This window comes from Pseudidiomarina donghaiensis (assembly GCF_900116895.1).
In the GTDB taxonomy this organism is placed as follows: domain Bacteria; phylum Pseudomonadota; class Gammaproteobacteria; order Enterobacterales; family Alteromonadaceae; genus Pseudidiomarina; species Pseudidiomarina donghaiensis.
In genome coordinates this window covers 763032-778800 of record NZ_FPCF01000001.1, presented here as the reverse complement: position 1 = coordinate 778800, position 15769 = coordinate 763032, and the positions used below count along the sequence as shown (strand labels likewise).

The window sequence follows — 15769 nt, the reverse complement described above, 5'->3', positions numbered from 1 at the left end:
CGCCTAATTAAAATGGCATTTTAAAGCCTGGTGGTAAGTTCATACCGCCAGTTACTTCAGCCATTTTGTCTTTGCTAGTTTGCTCTACACGGCGCACTGCATCGTTGATGGCAGCGGCAACCAGGTCTTCAATCATTTCGCTATCGTCGTCTTCAAATAAGCTTGGATCAATGCTTACGCGACGAACGTTGTGGTTACCCATCATGGTTACTTTCACCATGCCAGCACCGGCTTCGCCAGTCACTTCTAAGTTCGCGATTTCCGCTTGCGCTTTTTGCATACGATCTTGCATCTGTTGCGCTTGCTTCATCATGTTGCCTAAACCACCACCTTTAAACATAACAACCTCTATTCTTCAAATTTGGAAAATTAATCGGGTTTTACTGAGTCTGCCGTTAGCGTTGCACCAAACTCACTTGCTAATTGTTGTGCTAACGGATCGTCCGCCAGCGTTTGCTTTGCTGCTTCTAAGCGAAGAGCATTAATTTGTTGCTGAATTTCAACTGGGGTTGCTGCTTCTGCATCGCCAACTAAAACATCGTGCAGTTGAATATCAAACTGCTCAACCATAGCTTCTTTAATGGTGACGACTGCACCATCATTCAACAGGTACGCCCAATTTCTTCGCACCATTAGCACGTTTTTATCACTATGTTGCGTGAATACGCTATTGCGCGCTAACTGTCGGGTTAAACCATGTAAATCGAGTTCATCAATCATGGCTGCCCACTGGTCTACTTCTGCGGCACGCTTTGTTGTTGCTGAAATCTCTGCTTGCGTCTGAGTTACAGGGGTGCGTGGTCCGGTTTCCGGAGCTTGCTCCTGCGCTGAGGGCTCTTGGTCAACAGCTGAGGGCTCTTGCTCCTGCGCTGAGGGCTCTTGGTTCTGCGCTGAGGGCTCTTGCTCAGCAGGTGCCGCTACTTCAGGATTTTTTTTTTGCGCTAACGCTTGGCGTGTTGCCAGCAGCGCCTGCAAGTCATTTGCCGGTGCTGGCTCGGCCTGCGACTCTGGCGCTTGTTGCGGCTCAGACTCTGGCTCTGGTGCTTGTTCTGGCGCTAGCTCAAAGCGCGCTTCAGGCTCTGGCTGTGGTTCCGGCTCCGGCGCATTCGAAGGCTCGGCATCGTAATGCGGCGCTTGACCTGCGTCTGGCTGCTCTGCAGCTACATCTGGCTGTGCTGAAGCCTGCTCTTGCTGGTGCGCCTGAACCTGTTCATTGGTTGTTTGCGTCAGCTTTGAAGGCGGTGGTGCCGCCGCAACTGCTTTTGTCTGGGTGACAGTTTCGGCACTAGTTTCGACAATTTCTAAGTATTCTGGGCGAAATGCCATTAACCGCAACAATGTCATTTCGACACCGCTGCGTACATCGCTGGCATAATTTAAGTCACGACGCCCCTGCACCAAAATGTCGTAGAACACGTGCAGTAATTCAGCCGGCAGTTGCTGAGCTAAATGTTGGGCACTTGGCTCTAGCCCGGTTGCATGGGCCGTGCTTGGTACCGCCTGAAATAAAGCCAGTTGGTGAATTAAGTTCTGTAGTTCAGGAATTAAACCGCTTAAGTCAGGAACTTGACTAGCCACTGTATCAAGGGTTTGCAACATAGTTTCAGCATCACCGGCTAGCAGTTGCTGCAGTAAGTTGACTAACTGAAAACTTGGCACACTACCTAACATTTGCTGAACGCCGGCCATGGTCACTGACTGGTCACCTTGAGCAATAGCTTGGTCGGTTAAACTAAGCGCATCACGCAAACTACCTTGCGCTGCTTTAGCAAGTGCCTGTATGGCCGGTTCTTCAAAAGTGATGTTTTCCGCCGTTAATACCTGCTGCAAATGGCCGCTAATTTCATCACGCGATAAGGCCTTTAAATTAAACTGCAAACAGCGTGACAACACCGTGATCGGCAGTTTTTGTGGATCTGTAGTTGCTAGCAGAAATTTGACGTGCTCGGGCGGCTCTTCCAACGTTTTAAGTAACGCGTTAAAGCTATGGCGCGACAACATGTGTACTTCGTCTATCAAATAGACCTTATAACGCCCTTGGGTTGGCGCGTATTGCACGTTATCAAGTAATTCGCGGGTATCTTCAACTTTGGTGCGTGACGCTGCATCTATTTCTAGCAGATCAACAAAACGCCCTTGATCAATCGCTACACAAGCGGCGCATTCACCACATGGCTGTGCGGTAACACCTTTCTCGCAATTGAGGCTTTTGGCAAGAATACGGGCAATGGTGGTTTTACCCACACCTCGAGTACCGGTTAGTAACCAAGCATGGTGCAAACGACCGGTTTGCAGCGCGTTAAATAACGGCCGCAAAACGTGTTGTTGACCAACCACTTCAGCAAAGTTTCGTGGCCGCCATTTACGTGCAAGTACTTGATAGCTCATTGCCAATATCTTCTTTATCGGTCTGTTTTATTAAGGTGTTAACTTACCTTAAAACGAGCACAGCGTATAGTATGGAATGTTCGCCTGTTTAAGGCGCTTTGCACCTGGCAATTCGTTTAATTGAATAACAAAAGCACACTCAGCAATAGTGACATTGAGTTTATTCAACATTTCAACGGCTGCTAAAACAGTTCCACCCGTTGCTAACAAATCGTCCATAATTAAAACGTTATCGTCTGCGGTCAAGTCTTCGGCATGTAATTCGAGTTGGTCTTCACCATACTCCAAAGCATAACGTTGCGACACCGTTTCACGGGGTAACTTACCTGGCTTACGTAGTGGTACGAATCCAACCCCCATTGCATACGCTAATGCAGTTGCGAATATAAAACCACGTGCTTCAATACCAACAATTTTGGTTATACCTTGGTCTTTATAACGCGCCAAAAAGGTATTAATTGTCTCGCGAAACGCATCGCCATTAGCTAATAGCGGTGTAATATCACGAAACACAATACCTGGTTTTGGGTAATCAGGTATTGCATGAATATATGTTTCTATTTGCATGTTTTATCTCAAGCTGTGGTTTGCTGGGGGTGACCCGTCGTCGCAGCAAGATCATTCAGTAAACCTAATAATCGTTCTGCATCAACCGGTTTGGCCAAGCACAAATTGGCACCTGCTTTTTCCGCAAGTGGCTGAACTTGGCTCGCATCTTGAGTGGTCATCAACATGATTGGTGTTTGCACGTAGGCGTCAAGCTGGCGCAAGCTTTTAATCAACGCAATACCATCCATTAATGGCATTTTGTGATCAACTAACACCACATCATAATGATAGTTTTTACTGCAGTTTAAGCCGTCTAAGCCATCATTGGCACAGCTAACCGCATACGGGCTTTGCTCGATAATTTTTACCAATTGTTCCCGTGTCGCTGGCTTATCCTCAACCAGCAATAATCGAAGTGACATAAAATGCCCTTAAATCGTTCAGCTTACGCTGCAAAAAATTTATACCAAGCCAATACAGCTGGTAGTACTGGAACTGCCACAAACGTAATTACCGCAAGCCAGCCCATTTTTACGCCCGATTCATCACGGAAGTTTTCATCATGTGCCATAAAATACATCCTCACTGACTAAAATTAGCGGTGCGGATCATACTTTAATTGGCGAATGGGAACAACATAGCCCTTTGGTATAGATCGGGAATGGTTGTCAATAAACCTTGTTCAAGTTGCTGCACGCTGTATTGCGGTAATTGTTCGGACAATCTCACAGCCATGTCGGCTATAGATAATCCTGGTTGACGCTGTAACAGGTCAATTAACAGCATTGTAACTGGGTTTAATTGCATAAATTTGACGGTGCTTGAAAATTGCTTATTTTCATCAACACAATCAACACGGTATACAGCAATAAAAATCGGCTGAGGTAACGGCTCGTTGGGAACAAGCTGCGGCTGAATTGTATGCACCGGGTAATTAAAATCTCGCCACTGAAGTGAAGGATTTATACGCCATAATGAAAGCTCTGGTTGCTTGACGACAGGAGGAACACACGACATCTCAGCATGATAGGCCTCTACCTCCATGCGCTCATAACAGGCTAACTGATAGATAAAATCTGGATACGAAATAGCCGACGTGTTTTTCTGCGTAAACGTCTCAAGAAAATTGACAAATTCGTCCCCTATATTCGCAAATAATGGCGATTCAGAGTTATGTTTTTCAATAAAGGATTGCAACAAAGACTGCCATTGCTGCTTAGATAGAACCTCGGCTAGTACCGGAAATCCTCGCTCAATAAAACTCTCGATATTGTTGCGAACTAAGCGACTATAAACCTGCAAGCGCCTGCTAGAGACGTTCGCCGGCGGGCTTGCACCATCTGGATTTCGCAACCACATTGCCCATTGCTTTTGAATATCTCTAAAGTCTTCCAAAACCACCCTCTTATGGCTATCTCATGCAAGTTCTTAGCTTACAGCTTTTACTTTTTTTACTTCTTGTAGCAGAACATCTAACGGTGGAATATTAAAGTCTCGCTCTAAAAGTACTGGGAAATCGCCATGTTGCTGATACGCAAAAGCTAACAGTTCATAAACCTCACTGCGCACATCGGCGCCATGCGTATCAATTAACAAATCGCTAGCTTCCTCAAAATGGCCGGCAATATGCCCGTATGTTATGCGTTGTGAGGGTAATGCCGCGATGAAATCAAATGGGTCATAGTTATGATTAACACTATTCACGTAAACATTGTTTACATCAAGCAGCAATTGGCAGTCAGCGTGCTCAAGCACCTGTTTAATAAACGCGAGCTCAGTTATTTCAGTTTTTGCGGGGGCATAATAAGAAACGTTTTCTAGCAGAACTGGGCGCTCAAGAATATCCTGAACGCGTTTTACACGCGCAGCAACATACTCTGCCGCTTGCTCAGTAAAAGGAATCGGTAATAAGTCGTACAAATGACCGTTTGCAGAGCAATAACTCAAGTGCTCACTGTAGCGAGAGATCTTAAAACGATCGAGAAAGGTTTTAAGCTGTCGAACGAATGACTCATCTAAAGGGTCAGGGCTGCCGATGGATAGCGACAGACCGTGGCTACTAACCGCGTACCGCTCACGTATTCTATCAAGCTGGTATTCCGCCTCATAACCACGCGCCATCCAATTCTCTGGGGCAATTTCCCAAAAGTCGACAGCGGGAGTACTCGCCAGTACCTCGGATAAAAACTCCCGCCGTAAACCAAGACCTACGCTGTGCCGCATTTACCCTCGCCGCACTTACCTTCACCGCATTTACCTTCGCCTTGCTTGTCTTTCATTTTCTCTTTGGCTTTCGCTTTATCTTCGCCACATTTGCCTTCGCCGCATTTGCCTTCGCCACACTTGCCTTCGCCGCATTTGCCTTCTTTGTGCTTCGACTTATCGTGCTTTTTCTCACCTTTATTGCCGCCGCAGCGCATCTCTTGTTGCTGCTGTTCTTGTTGCTGCTGTTCTTGTTGCTGATAGCCCCCTGGTAATTCAGTGTAGCCAAACGGATTAGCTGCGACAGAAGCGCCTGCTGTACTCACTAAAAACGCACCAACTGCAACAGATACTGACTTTTTCATTGATTTCATAACGTATTCCTCTTGTTGTTCCGAACAAAATAATAGCACGTATGAACAAACTACGCCCAACATCAAATAATAGATTACACATACAAAAAACCCCGCCAAATGGCGGGGTTTTACATAGAATTTATTATTCTAAAGCTTATAAAGATACGCCACGATTCGACGCTTTTTGACGAATATACTGTTCCCAGCTACTCGCGTTGCGACGTTCGTTACTGAACTTCTTGGCTTCTTGAACATATTTCAGTGCTTCACGGAAATTATTGTTATAGAAGTAAGCTTCAGTAAGCGACATATAAACCCGACCTGGGTTTTCTACGTCGTTATCAATCGCTTTCAAATACGCATCAGCCGCTTTTGTGAATTCTTCAGCACGCAAATACGCTGTGCCTTGACGGCGATACACATCAGCTCGCTCGCTACGCTCATCTTCAAGCTGTGCAGCTTTACCATATAAAACTGCAGCCTTAGCATACTCACGTGCTTGCTCATAGCTGCTTGCTGCAGTTTTATAGTTGCGCGAAGTCTTTTCAATATCACCAGACTCTATATGGCGCTCCATAATGCTTGCAGCTTTATATGGCACTTCAATGTTTGAATAAAGCTGTACCAATGCTTTGAAGTGGCTTTCTTTGTCAAGGTAACCGGCTAAGTATGCAATCTCCATGGTTTGAAGCGCTTTTTGTGTGTTTTCCAATAGCATGTACATCATGCCTAATTGGTTCCACCAAGCCTTCTCACCTGGTAATACATTCAAGCCTTCTTCTAAAACAACGACGGCTTCCGCGTACATCTTGCGCTCATAATATGAAGCAACCTTCATAATATAAGGGTTACGGTTTTCTTCACCTTTTGCGCGAAATGCTTCGATGGCAATGTCTGCAGGACGAATAATTTTCTCGTACTGCTTCATTTCATAGAATGCGTTTGCGATGCGCATAAACACATCAGGATCGCGCTCACCAGTGAACTGTAACCATTTACCGTAATACACTACCGCATCTGAATAGCGCTCCATTTGCAGCGCCAAATCCGCGGTTAATTTCAATACGGTAGCTTGGTCACCCCAACCGAGTACGTCAGCATCGGCAGCTTGTTTAACCAAGTCAAAGGCACGCTCGAACTGCTCATCAGCAGCATAAAGGTTACCTAGGAACCGGTTTACATAAGCACGGTCGAAACCTTCTCGCGGATCAATGTCCTGCAGCTCTGCAATAGCGCCTTTTACGTCTTGTTCTTCAGTGTAAAGGTCAAGCGCAGTCATCAAACGACGACCTACGCGTTCACTTACAGCTTGATTCGAACGAGAGTCTTTACGCTCTTGCACGGTTTGTGCCGAAGGCAAGTTGTAATTGATGTCTTGGGCCAGCGCAGGAGCTGGTGCTCCGGCTAACACAGTACACAATACACTCGCGCTAATTAATGCTGTGAGTTTTTTGTGCATCATCATTACTCCTGATCCAACGAGAATTCAAGACGAACCGTCTGCCCCGGTTGGCGCTGAGCCTTACCATCAACCACTTTTGGTTTGTATTTCCAACGCAGTAGCGCGCGACGCGCCTCTTGGTCGAACATACGACGAGGGTTTGCGTCAATCACTTCAACGTCAGTAACACCGCCAGTTTCATCGATAGTAAACCGAAGCATTACCCAACCTTCAATACCATCACGAGCTGCCGCCGGAGGATAACGTGGGTTGATTCGTACTATTGGTGTTGCTTCACCGTCACGAACTGCGAGTCCACTACCGTCAAGGCCTGTGTCTGCACCACCAACATCAACATCAAAACCTAAGTCAAGATTCATACCGTCAGAGTCTGAGGTATCAGGCTCGTTCGGTGGAGTCTCAGGTGGCTGCTGAGGCGGAGGCGGAGGTGGTGGCGGCTTACGACTACGCTGATCCACATCCGAATCCGGCGGAGTAGTCACTAATTCAATTGGTGCAGTCGGTGGTGGACCTTCGTTACGTCCCTCACCGCCGCTAATCAAAAAAGCCATGAAAGCGAACAGAAGGAACGTAGCTGCAGCACCTAATAGTATTGATACTAAAAAGCGCACCATAATTAATCGTCCTCTGCGGCTATGGATATCTTGTCAATACCCGCTTCCTTAATTTGATCCATGACTTTAACGACAACACCATGTTTGGCTTCTTCGTCCGCCTGAATCACTACGATATCAGTTGGCTGTTCGGCCAACAGACGTTCAATGTTCGCGCCAACGCGCTCAACATCAACCATACGCTTGTCCATCCAAACTTCGCCATTCGCACGAATCGCGATAAAGATGTTAGCAGAAGGTTTTTTCTCTGCCTGACTAGCTTCTGGCTTGTTCACGTCAATACCAGCTTCTTTTACGAAAGAGGTGGTTACGATGAAGAAGATCAACATGATGAATACGATGTCGAGCATCGGCGTCATATCGATCGCTGCATCTTCCTCTTCACGAAAACGTTTACGTGCCATAATTCTTCTCTCTTAATGATGTGGCAAACTGTCGATCAATTTGTGTTTTGCTCGACGCACCCGTGCTTCTAAGCGAGAGGCGAAGAACATACCTGACAATGCTGCTACCATGCCCGCCATAGTCGGGATGGTGGCCATCGAAATACCCGATGCCATAAGGCGTGGGTTACCAGTACCTTGCACCGCCATGATTTCAAATACTGCAATCATACCGGTTACGGTGCCTAATAGTCCGATTAAAGGACAAATCGCTACGCAGGTTTTGATCAACAAAATACGCGCATTTAGTTTTTCGTCGGCTTCAGAAATCCATGCATCACGGATTTTGTGAGCGTACCATGAGGTGGTGTCTTGACGCGCGTTCCAATTATCGATGATTTGTTGCTTCATCTTTGGAAACACGCCAGTCAGGAACCAATAGCGCTCAATCATGAGAACCCACATGAGAAAGAGCGCCCCCATGACGACGTACAAGACGTCGCCACCGGTACCCAGAAAATCCCTGATAGATTCCCAAAGCTCCATCAGGTATACCATAGGATTACTCCTTCTTCTCCGCGTGCGCGGCGACGATACCTGCAGCCTGTTCATCTAATACATGAACAATTGACTTAGCGCGTGCTGCCACAATCGCGTGTACAAGAATCAATGGCAATGCTGCAATCAGACCCAATGCAGTTGTTACCAACGCCATTGAGATGTCACCAGCCATGATTTTCGGATCGCCCGTACCAAACAATGTGATTGATTGGAACGTACCGATCATACCTACAACTGTACCTAATAGACCTAACAACGGAGCAATAGCAGCCAAGATCTTGATAATGTTCACGCCGCTTTCAATACGTGGTGTTTCACGCAAGATAGCTTCGTCAAGTTTCAGCTCAAGGTTCTCAGTGTCTGCGCCTTTGTTCTCTTGATACACTTTCAAGATACGGCCCAAAGCATTCTTGTCTGATGGGTTAGCAGTGTTTTTCAACTGTGAACGCATTTTCGCGCTCTCTAAGCCCAAGGTTACAAACTTGTAAATTGCAATCAAGAAACCAACAATTAGTGCAACAGTGATTACATAACCAACTGTGCCACCTTGATGGTAACGCTCTTCAAGCGTTGCTTTTTGAGTTGCCAAGTTCAAGATTTGACCACGAGCCGGGTCAATGTATAAACCTTCGTAACCAGACTGAGTGCTTTCAAACGATTCAACGGCTGACAAAACAAAACCTTCAGGCTGACGGCCCAATGGTTGAATTTCTTCAGCGGAGTCGTTGTAGTTGAAGTACTCACCGTCTGAAATCAGGTTAAATACACCAATACGAGTTACATCGCGGTTCTCACTTGAACCGTCAAGCAAAGTCACGTCGCTGTTGAACGTTACAACGCGGCCAGACTCTTTCATTTCGGTTAACCAAGCTAACCAAAGCTCTTCAAGCTCAGCAATTGTTGGAACTTCTTTTGCTTCAGCGATAGATTCCAACACGTCTTCACGACCTGGGAACTGTGCGCTAACAATCGAGGTTGCAATACGGCCAATCGTGTCTGATGCAGCACCACGTGCAACACCAACGATTTCACCCAAAGTACCTAATGCGTTTTGCAATTCGGTTTCTTTGTTTGCTAAAGAGATTTCATTTTCTGCAAACTCAGTTTGCAAACGCTCGCCACGAGCTTTTTCATCAGCTAATTGACGTTTAGCTTGGTTCAACAAAGCTTGCTTGTCGGCACGCTCTGAAGTGAACTCGGCTTCACGCTCAGCGTTAATGCGCTGTGACGCAGCACGGTTTTGCTTCACTAAATCAAGAAGTTGGTCTAGTGATTTCGCTTCATCTTGCGCATAAGCAGAGCTTGCGCCAGCTGATAATGAGAATGCTGCTGCGACCAGCAAAGATTTCACTAGTTTGTTCATTCTGCACGCTCCGCTGCATAGATAGGCAGTTTAATCAGATCAGGGGCGGTTTGTTTACGCGCCATACGAATTGCTTTGGTCAACGAACCTAGGTAAGCGTCATCAAGAGCTTCCCATTCGCCAGTTTCTTTGTTGAAAATCCAACCATTTTTCAGGTCCAAAGACTGTGCCATAAGCGCTGCACGACCAAGGTGGAAGAAGTCAACAGAGATTTCTTCGCCTTCGAACTGCAATTTGCCTTCGTATGCGATCAGACCAGCGCCGTAATCCATTTCCGCTTGATAAGCTTCAGTGATTTGACGGAACTGCTCAGAAGTTGCAACGTTTGATGCACCCATAATTTCGCGTAAACGCTCAACACGGGCTAAACGGCGCTCTTTGTGAATTGGAAGATCCAGCTCCACAAACTGCTCCAAAGCGTCGATCATGTTGTACATTAAAGGAACCACGCCTTGCTTGGTTTCTTCAATACGATCGATCTGGCGCTGTAGAGAAGCCAGTGATGCATTTTGGTCATCAACTAAACGCTGAACGTGATCATTGTAGACTTTTAAGTTTTCGTATTCGTCTACAACACCGCGGTACTCATACAACAACTCTTGGCTCTGTTCGAACAAAGAATTAATTTTGTTTTGAGACCGCTTGTCAGCAGTATGGATTTTTGCTTCTTCGTTTTGCAACGTAGAAACGTCTTGGGCAGCTACTGTCGCGCTACCTGCAATTGCGAACATGCCAACTAAGGCTGCAGCAACTTTGCTTTTATTGATTACTTTGGTCATAGTTCCCAACCAATTTGACTTAACTTTAGGCACAACGACCAAATGTCGTCAGCCTCCCAGTTATTTGAGTGACGAAAAGAGTTTAATCAACACTTGCAGCTATTACCGATAGAAACCCTACGGTAATAATGCTTCAATACTCCCACGATCGGCGCGACCATGTCAACTACCGATGTCAGCTTAAATTCACTGCAAATTAAGATAAATTCTCGTTTACAGCTTCTTAACAGTTATGCATAAATCATTACTTTGCGCGCATAATTATCTTAGCTTTTAGAGTAAAATTTGCATAACAAGTTCACGTAAAAATTTGAAAGTACAGCGAGCAATTCAATAATGGCTATGAATCCTGATCTCTACCATCGAATAAATGCTGAAATTGAAAACTTAGAACAACGCATAAATCGGCTGGCAATAAACGAAGAAAGTTTTTCAGATTGGTTCGATAGCCAACTATTTAGCCAGGATGCAAACGTGCCCAGCGATTATATAGCGGAGCTACGTCGACAATTAAAAAGTTTGAATAGCGCAACCACGGCGGCGCGTAGCCAGTGGTTATCGGAGCACTTAGCGCACCAACTTAGTGCATTACATCAAGCGGTGCGCTGGTTTGAACAAAAAGCCCAAGGTTAGTCGTGGCGAAAGTAAAATCCCAGAGCTTGACGTACCGAGGTTGGTAAATCCGGCAATGCTGTTTTTGGTAACAAATAAGTGGCCATAGCGAAGAAATCTTTAAACACTCGGTTTTGTTCAGTGGTTCGACGCAAGTAATCATGCCCAGAAGAGCCACCCGTGCCAATTTTTGTGCCAAGCATACGTTGTACCATCATGGCGTGTTTATAGCGCCAAATAGTAAGCTTCTCATCCATTTCAGCAAGCGATGTAATCACCTGATGCGCCAAATGAAAGGCAGGCTCCTCTCGGTATTGCGTGATGAAAAGCGCACTCAGCATTGCGCGCTGAGACAACCTTACTTGGTTGTTTTCTTGTAAAGATTTATAACGTTCGTTATCAAACAATGCCGAAAAATTATCCCGATTTGCTTGTAGGCTTGCGAGTTCAGTTTCTAGCTGGCCGGTATCGCTGGCATTTTTTCTTATAATTTCTTCATCTCTATCCAGCGCATCTTGCACCGCCCGCTGATATACATCCCAAAAACTAAAATCATCGAATTGCAGAAACGGCATACGTGCTAACCACGCATCAACCCGATCAAACAAATTCGGCTGCTGCTCCAAATCCTCAAGATACGCTCGATGTTCATTATTTAAACGGTTGTAGAATGACTGCTGGTCAAACGCAATACGAGTATTACGCGTAAGCCCCAAACGTATTTCTAATTCTTTAAATTGAATACTCTGAAAGCCAGATGCAGGTACCAGGTAGTCACGAAACTCAAGAAATTCTTGCGGTGTCATGGTTTCAATAACACCGACCTGATCGTTCATCAAGTCTTGAATTGTCAATACTCGACGTAACCGATGCGCCACTAGTTGCAGCGCTCTATCATCTAATTGTTCGTGGCTAAACTCTGCATGGATGGCACGCAGCTCATGCAATACTTGCTTGAACCACAATTCATAAACCTGGTGAACAATAATAAATAGCATTTCGTCATGAGCTTCTGGCCCATGCATTTTGCTGTGGGGAGATTGTGCATCAAGCAGTTTGTCGAGTTGCAGGTAGTCGCCGTAATAAACCGGCTTCACATTCTTTGGCATGTCATCCTCGTTAGAAAAGCAAAAGCGATATTAGATACTGGATATTTGATATTAGAAACACAAGTCTTTACTGGTCTAATATCTGATATCAAATAGCTAATATCGCTCTTGATTCTAACAAGATTGGGTGGCGACCTCACCAGCCAGCACCCCGGCACACACATCCCTAACTACGGCTGCTCCCTTCCGGGCCTGACCGGGTTCGCCAGTTCGTGTTGCGAGGGGACCAATGAGGTCACCATAACGGCGGGCATTATCGCGCAAAGGCAGTCGGCTAGCAAGGCGCTAAACACTGACTGCCGATTAAATAAACGATTTCGATTATTTCTTGCGATTTAAGCGCTCAGCAATAGCTTTGCGAGCAGCTTCAGAGCTTAATGCTTTGGCAAAAATTTTAGCTTCACGCTCAATACGATCAGCGACTGGTTCGGCCGGTTGCTTGATTAGCTTCTTCGCTGCACGTAAACCGCCATGAGGTTTGGCTGCTAATGCATCGGCTACCTGTTCTAGGGTATCTTGCAATTCTGCACGCGCGACCACTTTATTCACTAAGCGATATTCCAGTGCTGTTTGCGCATTAAAGTTATCACCTAACAATAACAGTTCGGATGCCCGTAAGTGACCACAGGCTTGTGGTAACAGCAAGCTTGATGCGGCCTCAGGAACCAAACCAAGATTAACAAATGGCAACGCGAACACCGCGTCGTCCGCTGCATAAACTAAGTCGCAATGCAGCAAAATAGTGGTGCCAATACCTATGGCCAAGCCGTTCACACCGGCCACTAAAGGTACACTTAAGCGACTTAAGGTATACAGAAACTCAAATGGCGGTGCGCTATCGTCAAGCTCTTCAATGGCAAGAAAATCATGCAAGTCATTGCCAGCGGTAAAACTATCTCCGTCGCCCGTCAGTACCACGGCGGCTATTTTGCCATCGCGCTCAGCCGCTTGCAGTGCCGCACTTAAGGCGGTGTACATGTCTTGCGTTAAGGCATTCTTTTTGTCGGTACGACATAAAGTGAGCCACAGTACATTATTGCGCACTTCCTCTTTAACAAAATTACTCATCGCCACGTTTTTCCCAAGCTGCTTTAGTACCTTCGTGTAACGGTAAAATTAAATCCAACGCTGATTTACCCTGGCTTGGTAGTTGCTCGTTGTTGTCACGAATTGGCGTGACACGCTGGCCCCACTTAATTATGCCGGCGCCACAGGTTAAGCCGCCACCGAACACGGCCGAGACAATGGTATCGCCTGGTTTAACAATACCCTGCTCCACCGCTTCACAAAACGCAATCGGTAGCGTGGCAGACGACGTATTGCCGTACTTTTGAATATTAATAACTGTTTTTTCTTCCGGCACTTTGCACATTTTGGCAAGGTAATCGATTAAGCGTTTGTTCGCTTGGTGCGGAATTAACGAGTCAATGTCGTCAGTGGTTAGGCCGGTTTCTTCAAATACTTTTTCCACGGCTGTATTCATGCCTTTAACCGCGCGTTTAAATATTTCTTGGCCAACAAAGTTGAACGGCATAATGCCGTCAAAACCAAAGCGGTCAAAACTCATGCCAAACTCAAGCGCCAACACATCACGTGCATCGGCATCACAGGTAACATGCGAAGCCAGTAGACCACATTCGTTTTCACTCGCCTCAAGCACCATAGCGCCCGCGCCATCACCAAACAGCACCGCACTCTCACGCTTGGTCCAGTCAAGAATTCGGGTTAAACGCTCAGCACCAATAATCAATACTTTTTTGTGTGCGCCGGTGCGAATGGCTTGGGTGGCATAGTGCATCCCATACAAAAAACTGCTGCAGGCAGCGTTTAAGTCAAACGCTGCTGCGGTTTTATTACCTAAGTCGCGCTGTACAGCCGAAGCTACGTTAGGAATAATTTCGTCAGGCGTGCAGGTACCAACAATAATCAAATCAATGTCTTCGGCATTTAAGCCTGCAGCAGCAAGTGCATTGCGCGCGGCAACCGTTGCTAGCTTCGACGTGCCAACTTCGCTGACCCGACGTTCTTCGATGCCCGTGCGGGTACGAATCCACTCATCTGACGTTTCAAGAAAAGTTGCTAAATCATCGTTGGTCATCACAGCAGGCGGTAAACACTTACCCCAGCCGGTAATTTCTGCATATATTTTCACGTGTTAAAACCTATAGTCACCTGTCGTTTTTCGGTATCATAGCACGAATGTTCGGCGGTGAAATGTCCGACCATTACAAAAGTGCCTGGAAAACAAAATTGATAAGGTTGAGTCATGACAACACTTCGAAGTGCCGCGGGACAGTGGCAACTAAATCGCTACCCGGTTCGCAGTCACGACCCGCTGCAAGCGTGGGACGCTGCCGACGAGTTATTGCATGACATTATTGCTCAGCGCGACGACCAGCAACCATTGCTCGTCAACGACCAATTCGGTGCCCTACTGCTGCCATTGGCAGGCTTACCCGTTGCCAGTCAAGCTGACTCTTATGTAAGCCATTGCGCATGGCATGCCAACTTAACCAGTAATCAACTACCGAACACCTTACAACCGCTGTCACCGCTAGACCATGCGCCTGCAGCCACAGACGTGGTATTTTTAAAAATACCCAAAAGCCAGAGTTTACTTGAATTTCAATTAGCAAAACTAGCTACTGAATTACCCCCTGGCACCCAGCTTTTTGCGGCGGCAAAAAGTAAGCTGTTTACACCCGCTGTGCGTGCGCTATTTGACCAATATTGCACCGGTGTCGATGTTTCTCTTATACAACGAAAATGTCGCACATTAAGTGCCAAACTTACCTCAACGCCTATCCAGACTGAGCGGTTTGTTAGTACCTGGCAGGTGCCTGAGTTTAACCTAACGCTACAACACCATGCAGGTGTATTTGCTCGCAACCAGTTGGATATCGGTGCGCGATTTATGCTCAGCAATATGCCGCCAAGCGGCGCTGAGTGCGTTATTGACTTAGGTTGTGGTAATGGCGTGCTTGGCCTGCGCTACGCGCAATTGTCGCCGGCCAGTCAGATCACTTGGGTTGATGAGTCATTCTTAGCCATTGCGTCAACCCGTGCCAACATTGAACAGAACCTTACGGGCACAACTGCCAGTACAACAGCGCAATATCATGCACAGGTTGACGACTGCTTGGCAAAGCAAGACGATCACAGCTGCGATCTCATTCTATGCAACCCTCCGTTTCATCAAGAGCACGCGGTGACCGAACACATTGCTCGCCAAATGTTTCGTGATAGTAAGCGAGTTTTACGTAAAAACGGCGAACTATGGGTAGTGGCTAACCGTCATTTACCCTATTATCAGCCTTTGAAACGTTTATTTAAGCAAGTGCACCAAGTTGCACAAAACAATAAATTTGTCATTTTAAAAGCCCGAGGTTAA

General features: G+C 46.4%; 19 protein-coding genes and 1 other RNA gene. 2 read left to right on the top strand and 18 right to left on the bottom strand.

Going from position 1 to position 15769, the window contains the following annotated elements; all coding sequences use genetic code 11:
* Window positions 1–7: 7 nt before the first annotated feature.
* The 14 genes from BM334_RS03720 to BM334_RS03660 all read right to left on the bottom strand — a co-directional run bounded on the left by BM334_RS03720 (window position 8) and on the right by BM334_RS03660 (window position 10657).
* Window positions 8–340: a YbaB/EbfC family nucleoid-associated protein gene (locus BM334_RS03720; protein WP_092838035.1), complete on the bottom strand. Its 333-nt coding sequence runs from the start codon at window positions 338–340 to the stop codon at window positions 8–10.
* Between the two features lie 29 nt (window positions 341–369).
* Complete coding sequence (gene dnaX / locus BM334_RS03715) at window positions 370–2388, bottom strand: DNA polymerase III subunit gamma/tau (protein ID WP_092838032.1); 2019 nt, start codon at window positions 2386–2388, stop codon at window positions 370–372.
* A 48-nt stretch (window positions 2389–2436) separates the two neighbouring features.
* The gene (locus BM334_RS03710; RefSeq protein WP_055438204.1) at window positions 2437–2955 is read right to left on the bottom strand and encodes an adenine phosphoribosyltransferase; all 519 of its coding nucleotides are present in this window, start codon (window positions 2953–2955) and stop codon (window positions 2437–2439) included.
* An 8-nt stretch (window positions 2956–2963) separates the two neighbouring features.
* Window positions 2964–3359 carry a response regulator gene (locus tag BM334_RS03705; protein WP_092838029.1) on the bottom strand — a complete coding sequence of 132 codons (396 nt, stop codon included), beginning with the start codon at window positions 3357–3359 and terminating at the stop codon, window positions 2964–2966.
* Window positions 3360–3382: 23 nt separating this feature from the next.
* Window positions 3383–3508 (bottom strand): hypothetical protein, encoded by a 126-nt coding sequence (locus tag BM334_RS12800; protein WP_256209353.1) that lies wholly within the window; start codon window positions 3506–3508, stop codon window positions 3383–3385.
* A 44-nt stretch (window positions 3509–3552) separates the two neighbouring features.
* The gene (locus tag BM334_RS03700) at window positions 3553–4332 is read right to left on the bottom strand and encodes an HvfC family RiPP maturation protein (RefSeq protein WP_126801817.1); all 780 of its coding nucleotides are present in this window, start codon (window positions 4330–4332) and stop codon (window positions 3553–3555) included.
* A 33-nt stretch (window positions 4333–4365) separates the two neighbouring features.
* Window positions 4366–5160 (bottom strand): HvfB family MNIO-type RiPP peptide maturase, encoded by a 795-nt coding sequence (locus tag BM334_RS03695; RefSeq protein ID WP_092838023.1) that lies wholly within the window; start codon window positions 5158–5160, stop codon window positions 4366–4368.
* On the bottom strand, window positions 5145–5513 hold the full coding sequence (locus tag BM334_RS03690; RefSeq protein WP_092838020.1) for an HvfA family oxazolone/thioamide-modified RiPP metallophore: 369 nt from the start codon (window positions 5511–5513) through the stop codon (window positions 5145–5147). The genes BM334_RS03695 and BM334_RS03690 overlap by 16 nt, the downstream gene beginning before the upstream one ends.
* Before the next feature lie 136 nt (window positions 5514–5649).
* Complete coding sequence (locus tag BM334_RS03685; RefSeq protein ID WP_241970893.1) at window positions 5650–6960, bottom strand: tetratricopeptide repeat protein; 1311 nt, start codon at window positions 6958–6960, stop codon at window positions 5650–5652.
* The gene (locus tag BM334_RS03680) at window positions 6960–7571 is read right to left on the bottom strand and encodes an energy transducer TonB (protein WP_092838017.1); all 612 of its coding nucleotides are present in this window, start codon (window positions 7569–7571) and stop codon (window positions 6960–6962) included. The genes BM334_RS03685 and BM334_RS03680 overlap by 1 nt, the downstream gene beginning before the upstream one ends.
* Before the next feature lie 2 nt (window positions 7572–7573).
* Window positions 7574–7975 carry an ExbD/TolR family protein gene (locus BM334_RS03675; protein ID WP_055438210.1) on the bottom strand — a complete coding sequence of 134 codons (402 nt, stop codon included), beginning with the start codon at window positions 7973–7975 and terminating at the stop codon, window positions 7574–7576.
* A 12-nt stretch (window positions 7976–7987) separates the two neighbouring features.
* Entirely contained in the window at window positions 7988–8512 is a 525-nt protein-coding gene (locus BM334_RS03670) for a MotA/TolQ/ExbB proton channel family protein (RefSeq protein ID WP_092838014.1), read from the bottom strand.
* Window positions 8513–8516: 4 nt separating this feature from the next.
* Window positions 8517–9878 (bottom strand): MotA/TolQ/ExbB proton channel family protein, encoded by a 1362-nt coding sequence (locus BM334_RS03665; RefSeq protein WP_092838010.1) that lies wholly within the window; start codon window positions 9876–9878, stop codon window positions 8517–8519.
* Window positions 9875–10657: a DUF3450 domain-containing protein gene (locus tag BM334_RS03660; protein WP_055438213.1), complete on the bottom strand. Its 783-nt coding sequence runs from the start codon at window positions 10655–10657 to the stop codon at window positions 9875–9877. Before BM334_RS03660 ends, BM334_RS03665 begins: the two co-directional genes overlap by 4 nt.
* Before the next feature lie 336 nt (window positions 10658–10993).
* On the opposite strand from BM334_RS03660, the gene priC reads away from it, so the two are divergent.
* A complete protein-coding gene (priC, locus tag BM334_RS03655) occupies window positions 10994–11290 on the top strand; it encodes a primosomal replication protein PriC (RefSeq protein ID WP_092838006.1) in 297 nt (98 codons plus the stop codon).
* On the opposite strand, the gene BM334_RS03650 is transcribed toward priC, so the two are convergent.
* From BM334_RS03650 to BM334_RS03635, 4 genes are all read right to left on the bottom strand, one after another.
* The gene (locus BM334_RS03650; RefSeq protein ID WP_092838003.1) at window positions 11287–12378 is read right to left on the bottom strand and encodes a tryptophan 2,3-dioxygenase family protein; all 1092 of its coding nucleotides are present in this window, start codon (window positions 12376–12378) and stop codon (window positions 11287–11289) included. The two genes, priC and BM334_RS03650, sit on opposite strands and share 4 nt — an antisense overlap.
* A gap of 134 nt (window positions 12379–12512) precedes the next feature.
* Window positions 12513–12610, bottom strand: an RNA gene (gene ffs / locus BM334_RS03645) — signal recognition particle sRNA small type.
* Window positions 12611–12699: 89 nt separating this feature from the next.
* Window positions 12700–13446, bottom strand: a complete 747-nt coding sequence (locus tag BM334_RS03640; protein WP_092838000.1) for an enoyl-CoA hydratase-related protein — start codon at window positions 13444–13446, stop codon at window positions 12700–12702.
* Window positions 13439–14530, bottom strand: coding sequence for a ketoacyl-ACP synthase III (locus BM334_RS03635; RefSeq protein ID WP_092837996.1), 1092 nt, complete (start codon window positions 14528–14530; stop codon window positions 13439–13441). Before BM334_RS03635 ends, BM334_RS03640 begins: the two co-directional genes overlap by 8 nt.
* Before the next feature lie 114 nt (window positions 14531–14644).
* Between BM334_RS03635 and BM334_RS03630 the strand changes: the two genes are divergently transcribed.
* Window positions 14645–15769, top strand: coding sequence for a methyltransferase (locus tag BM334_RS03630; protein WP_092837994.1), 1125 nt, complete (start codon window positions 14645–14647; stop codon window positions 15767–15769).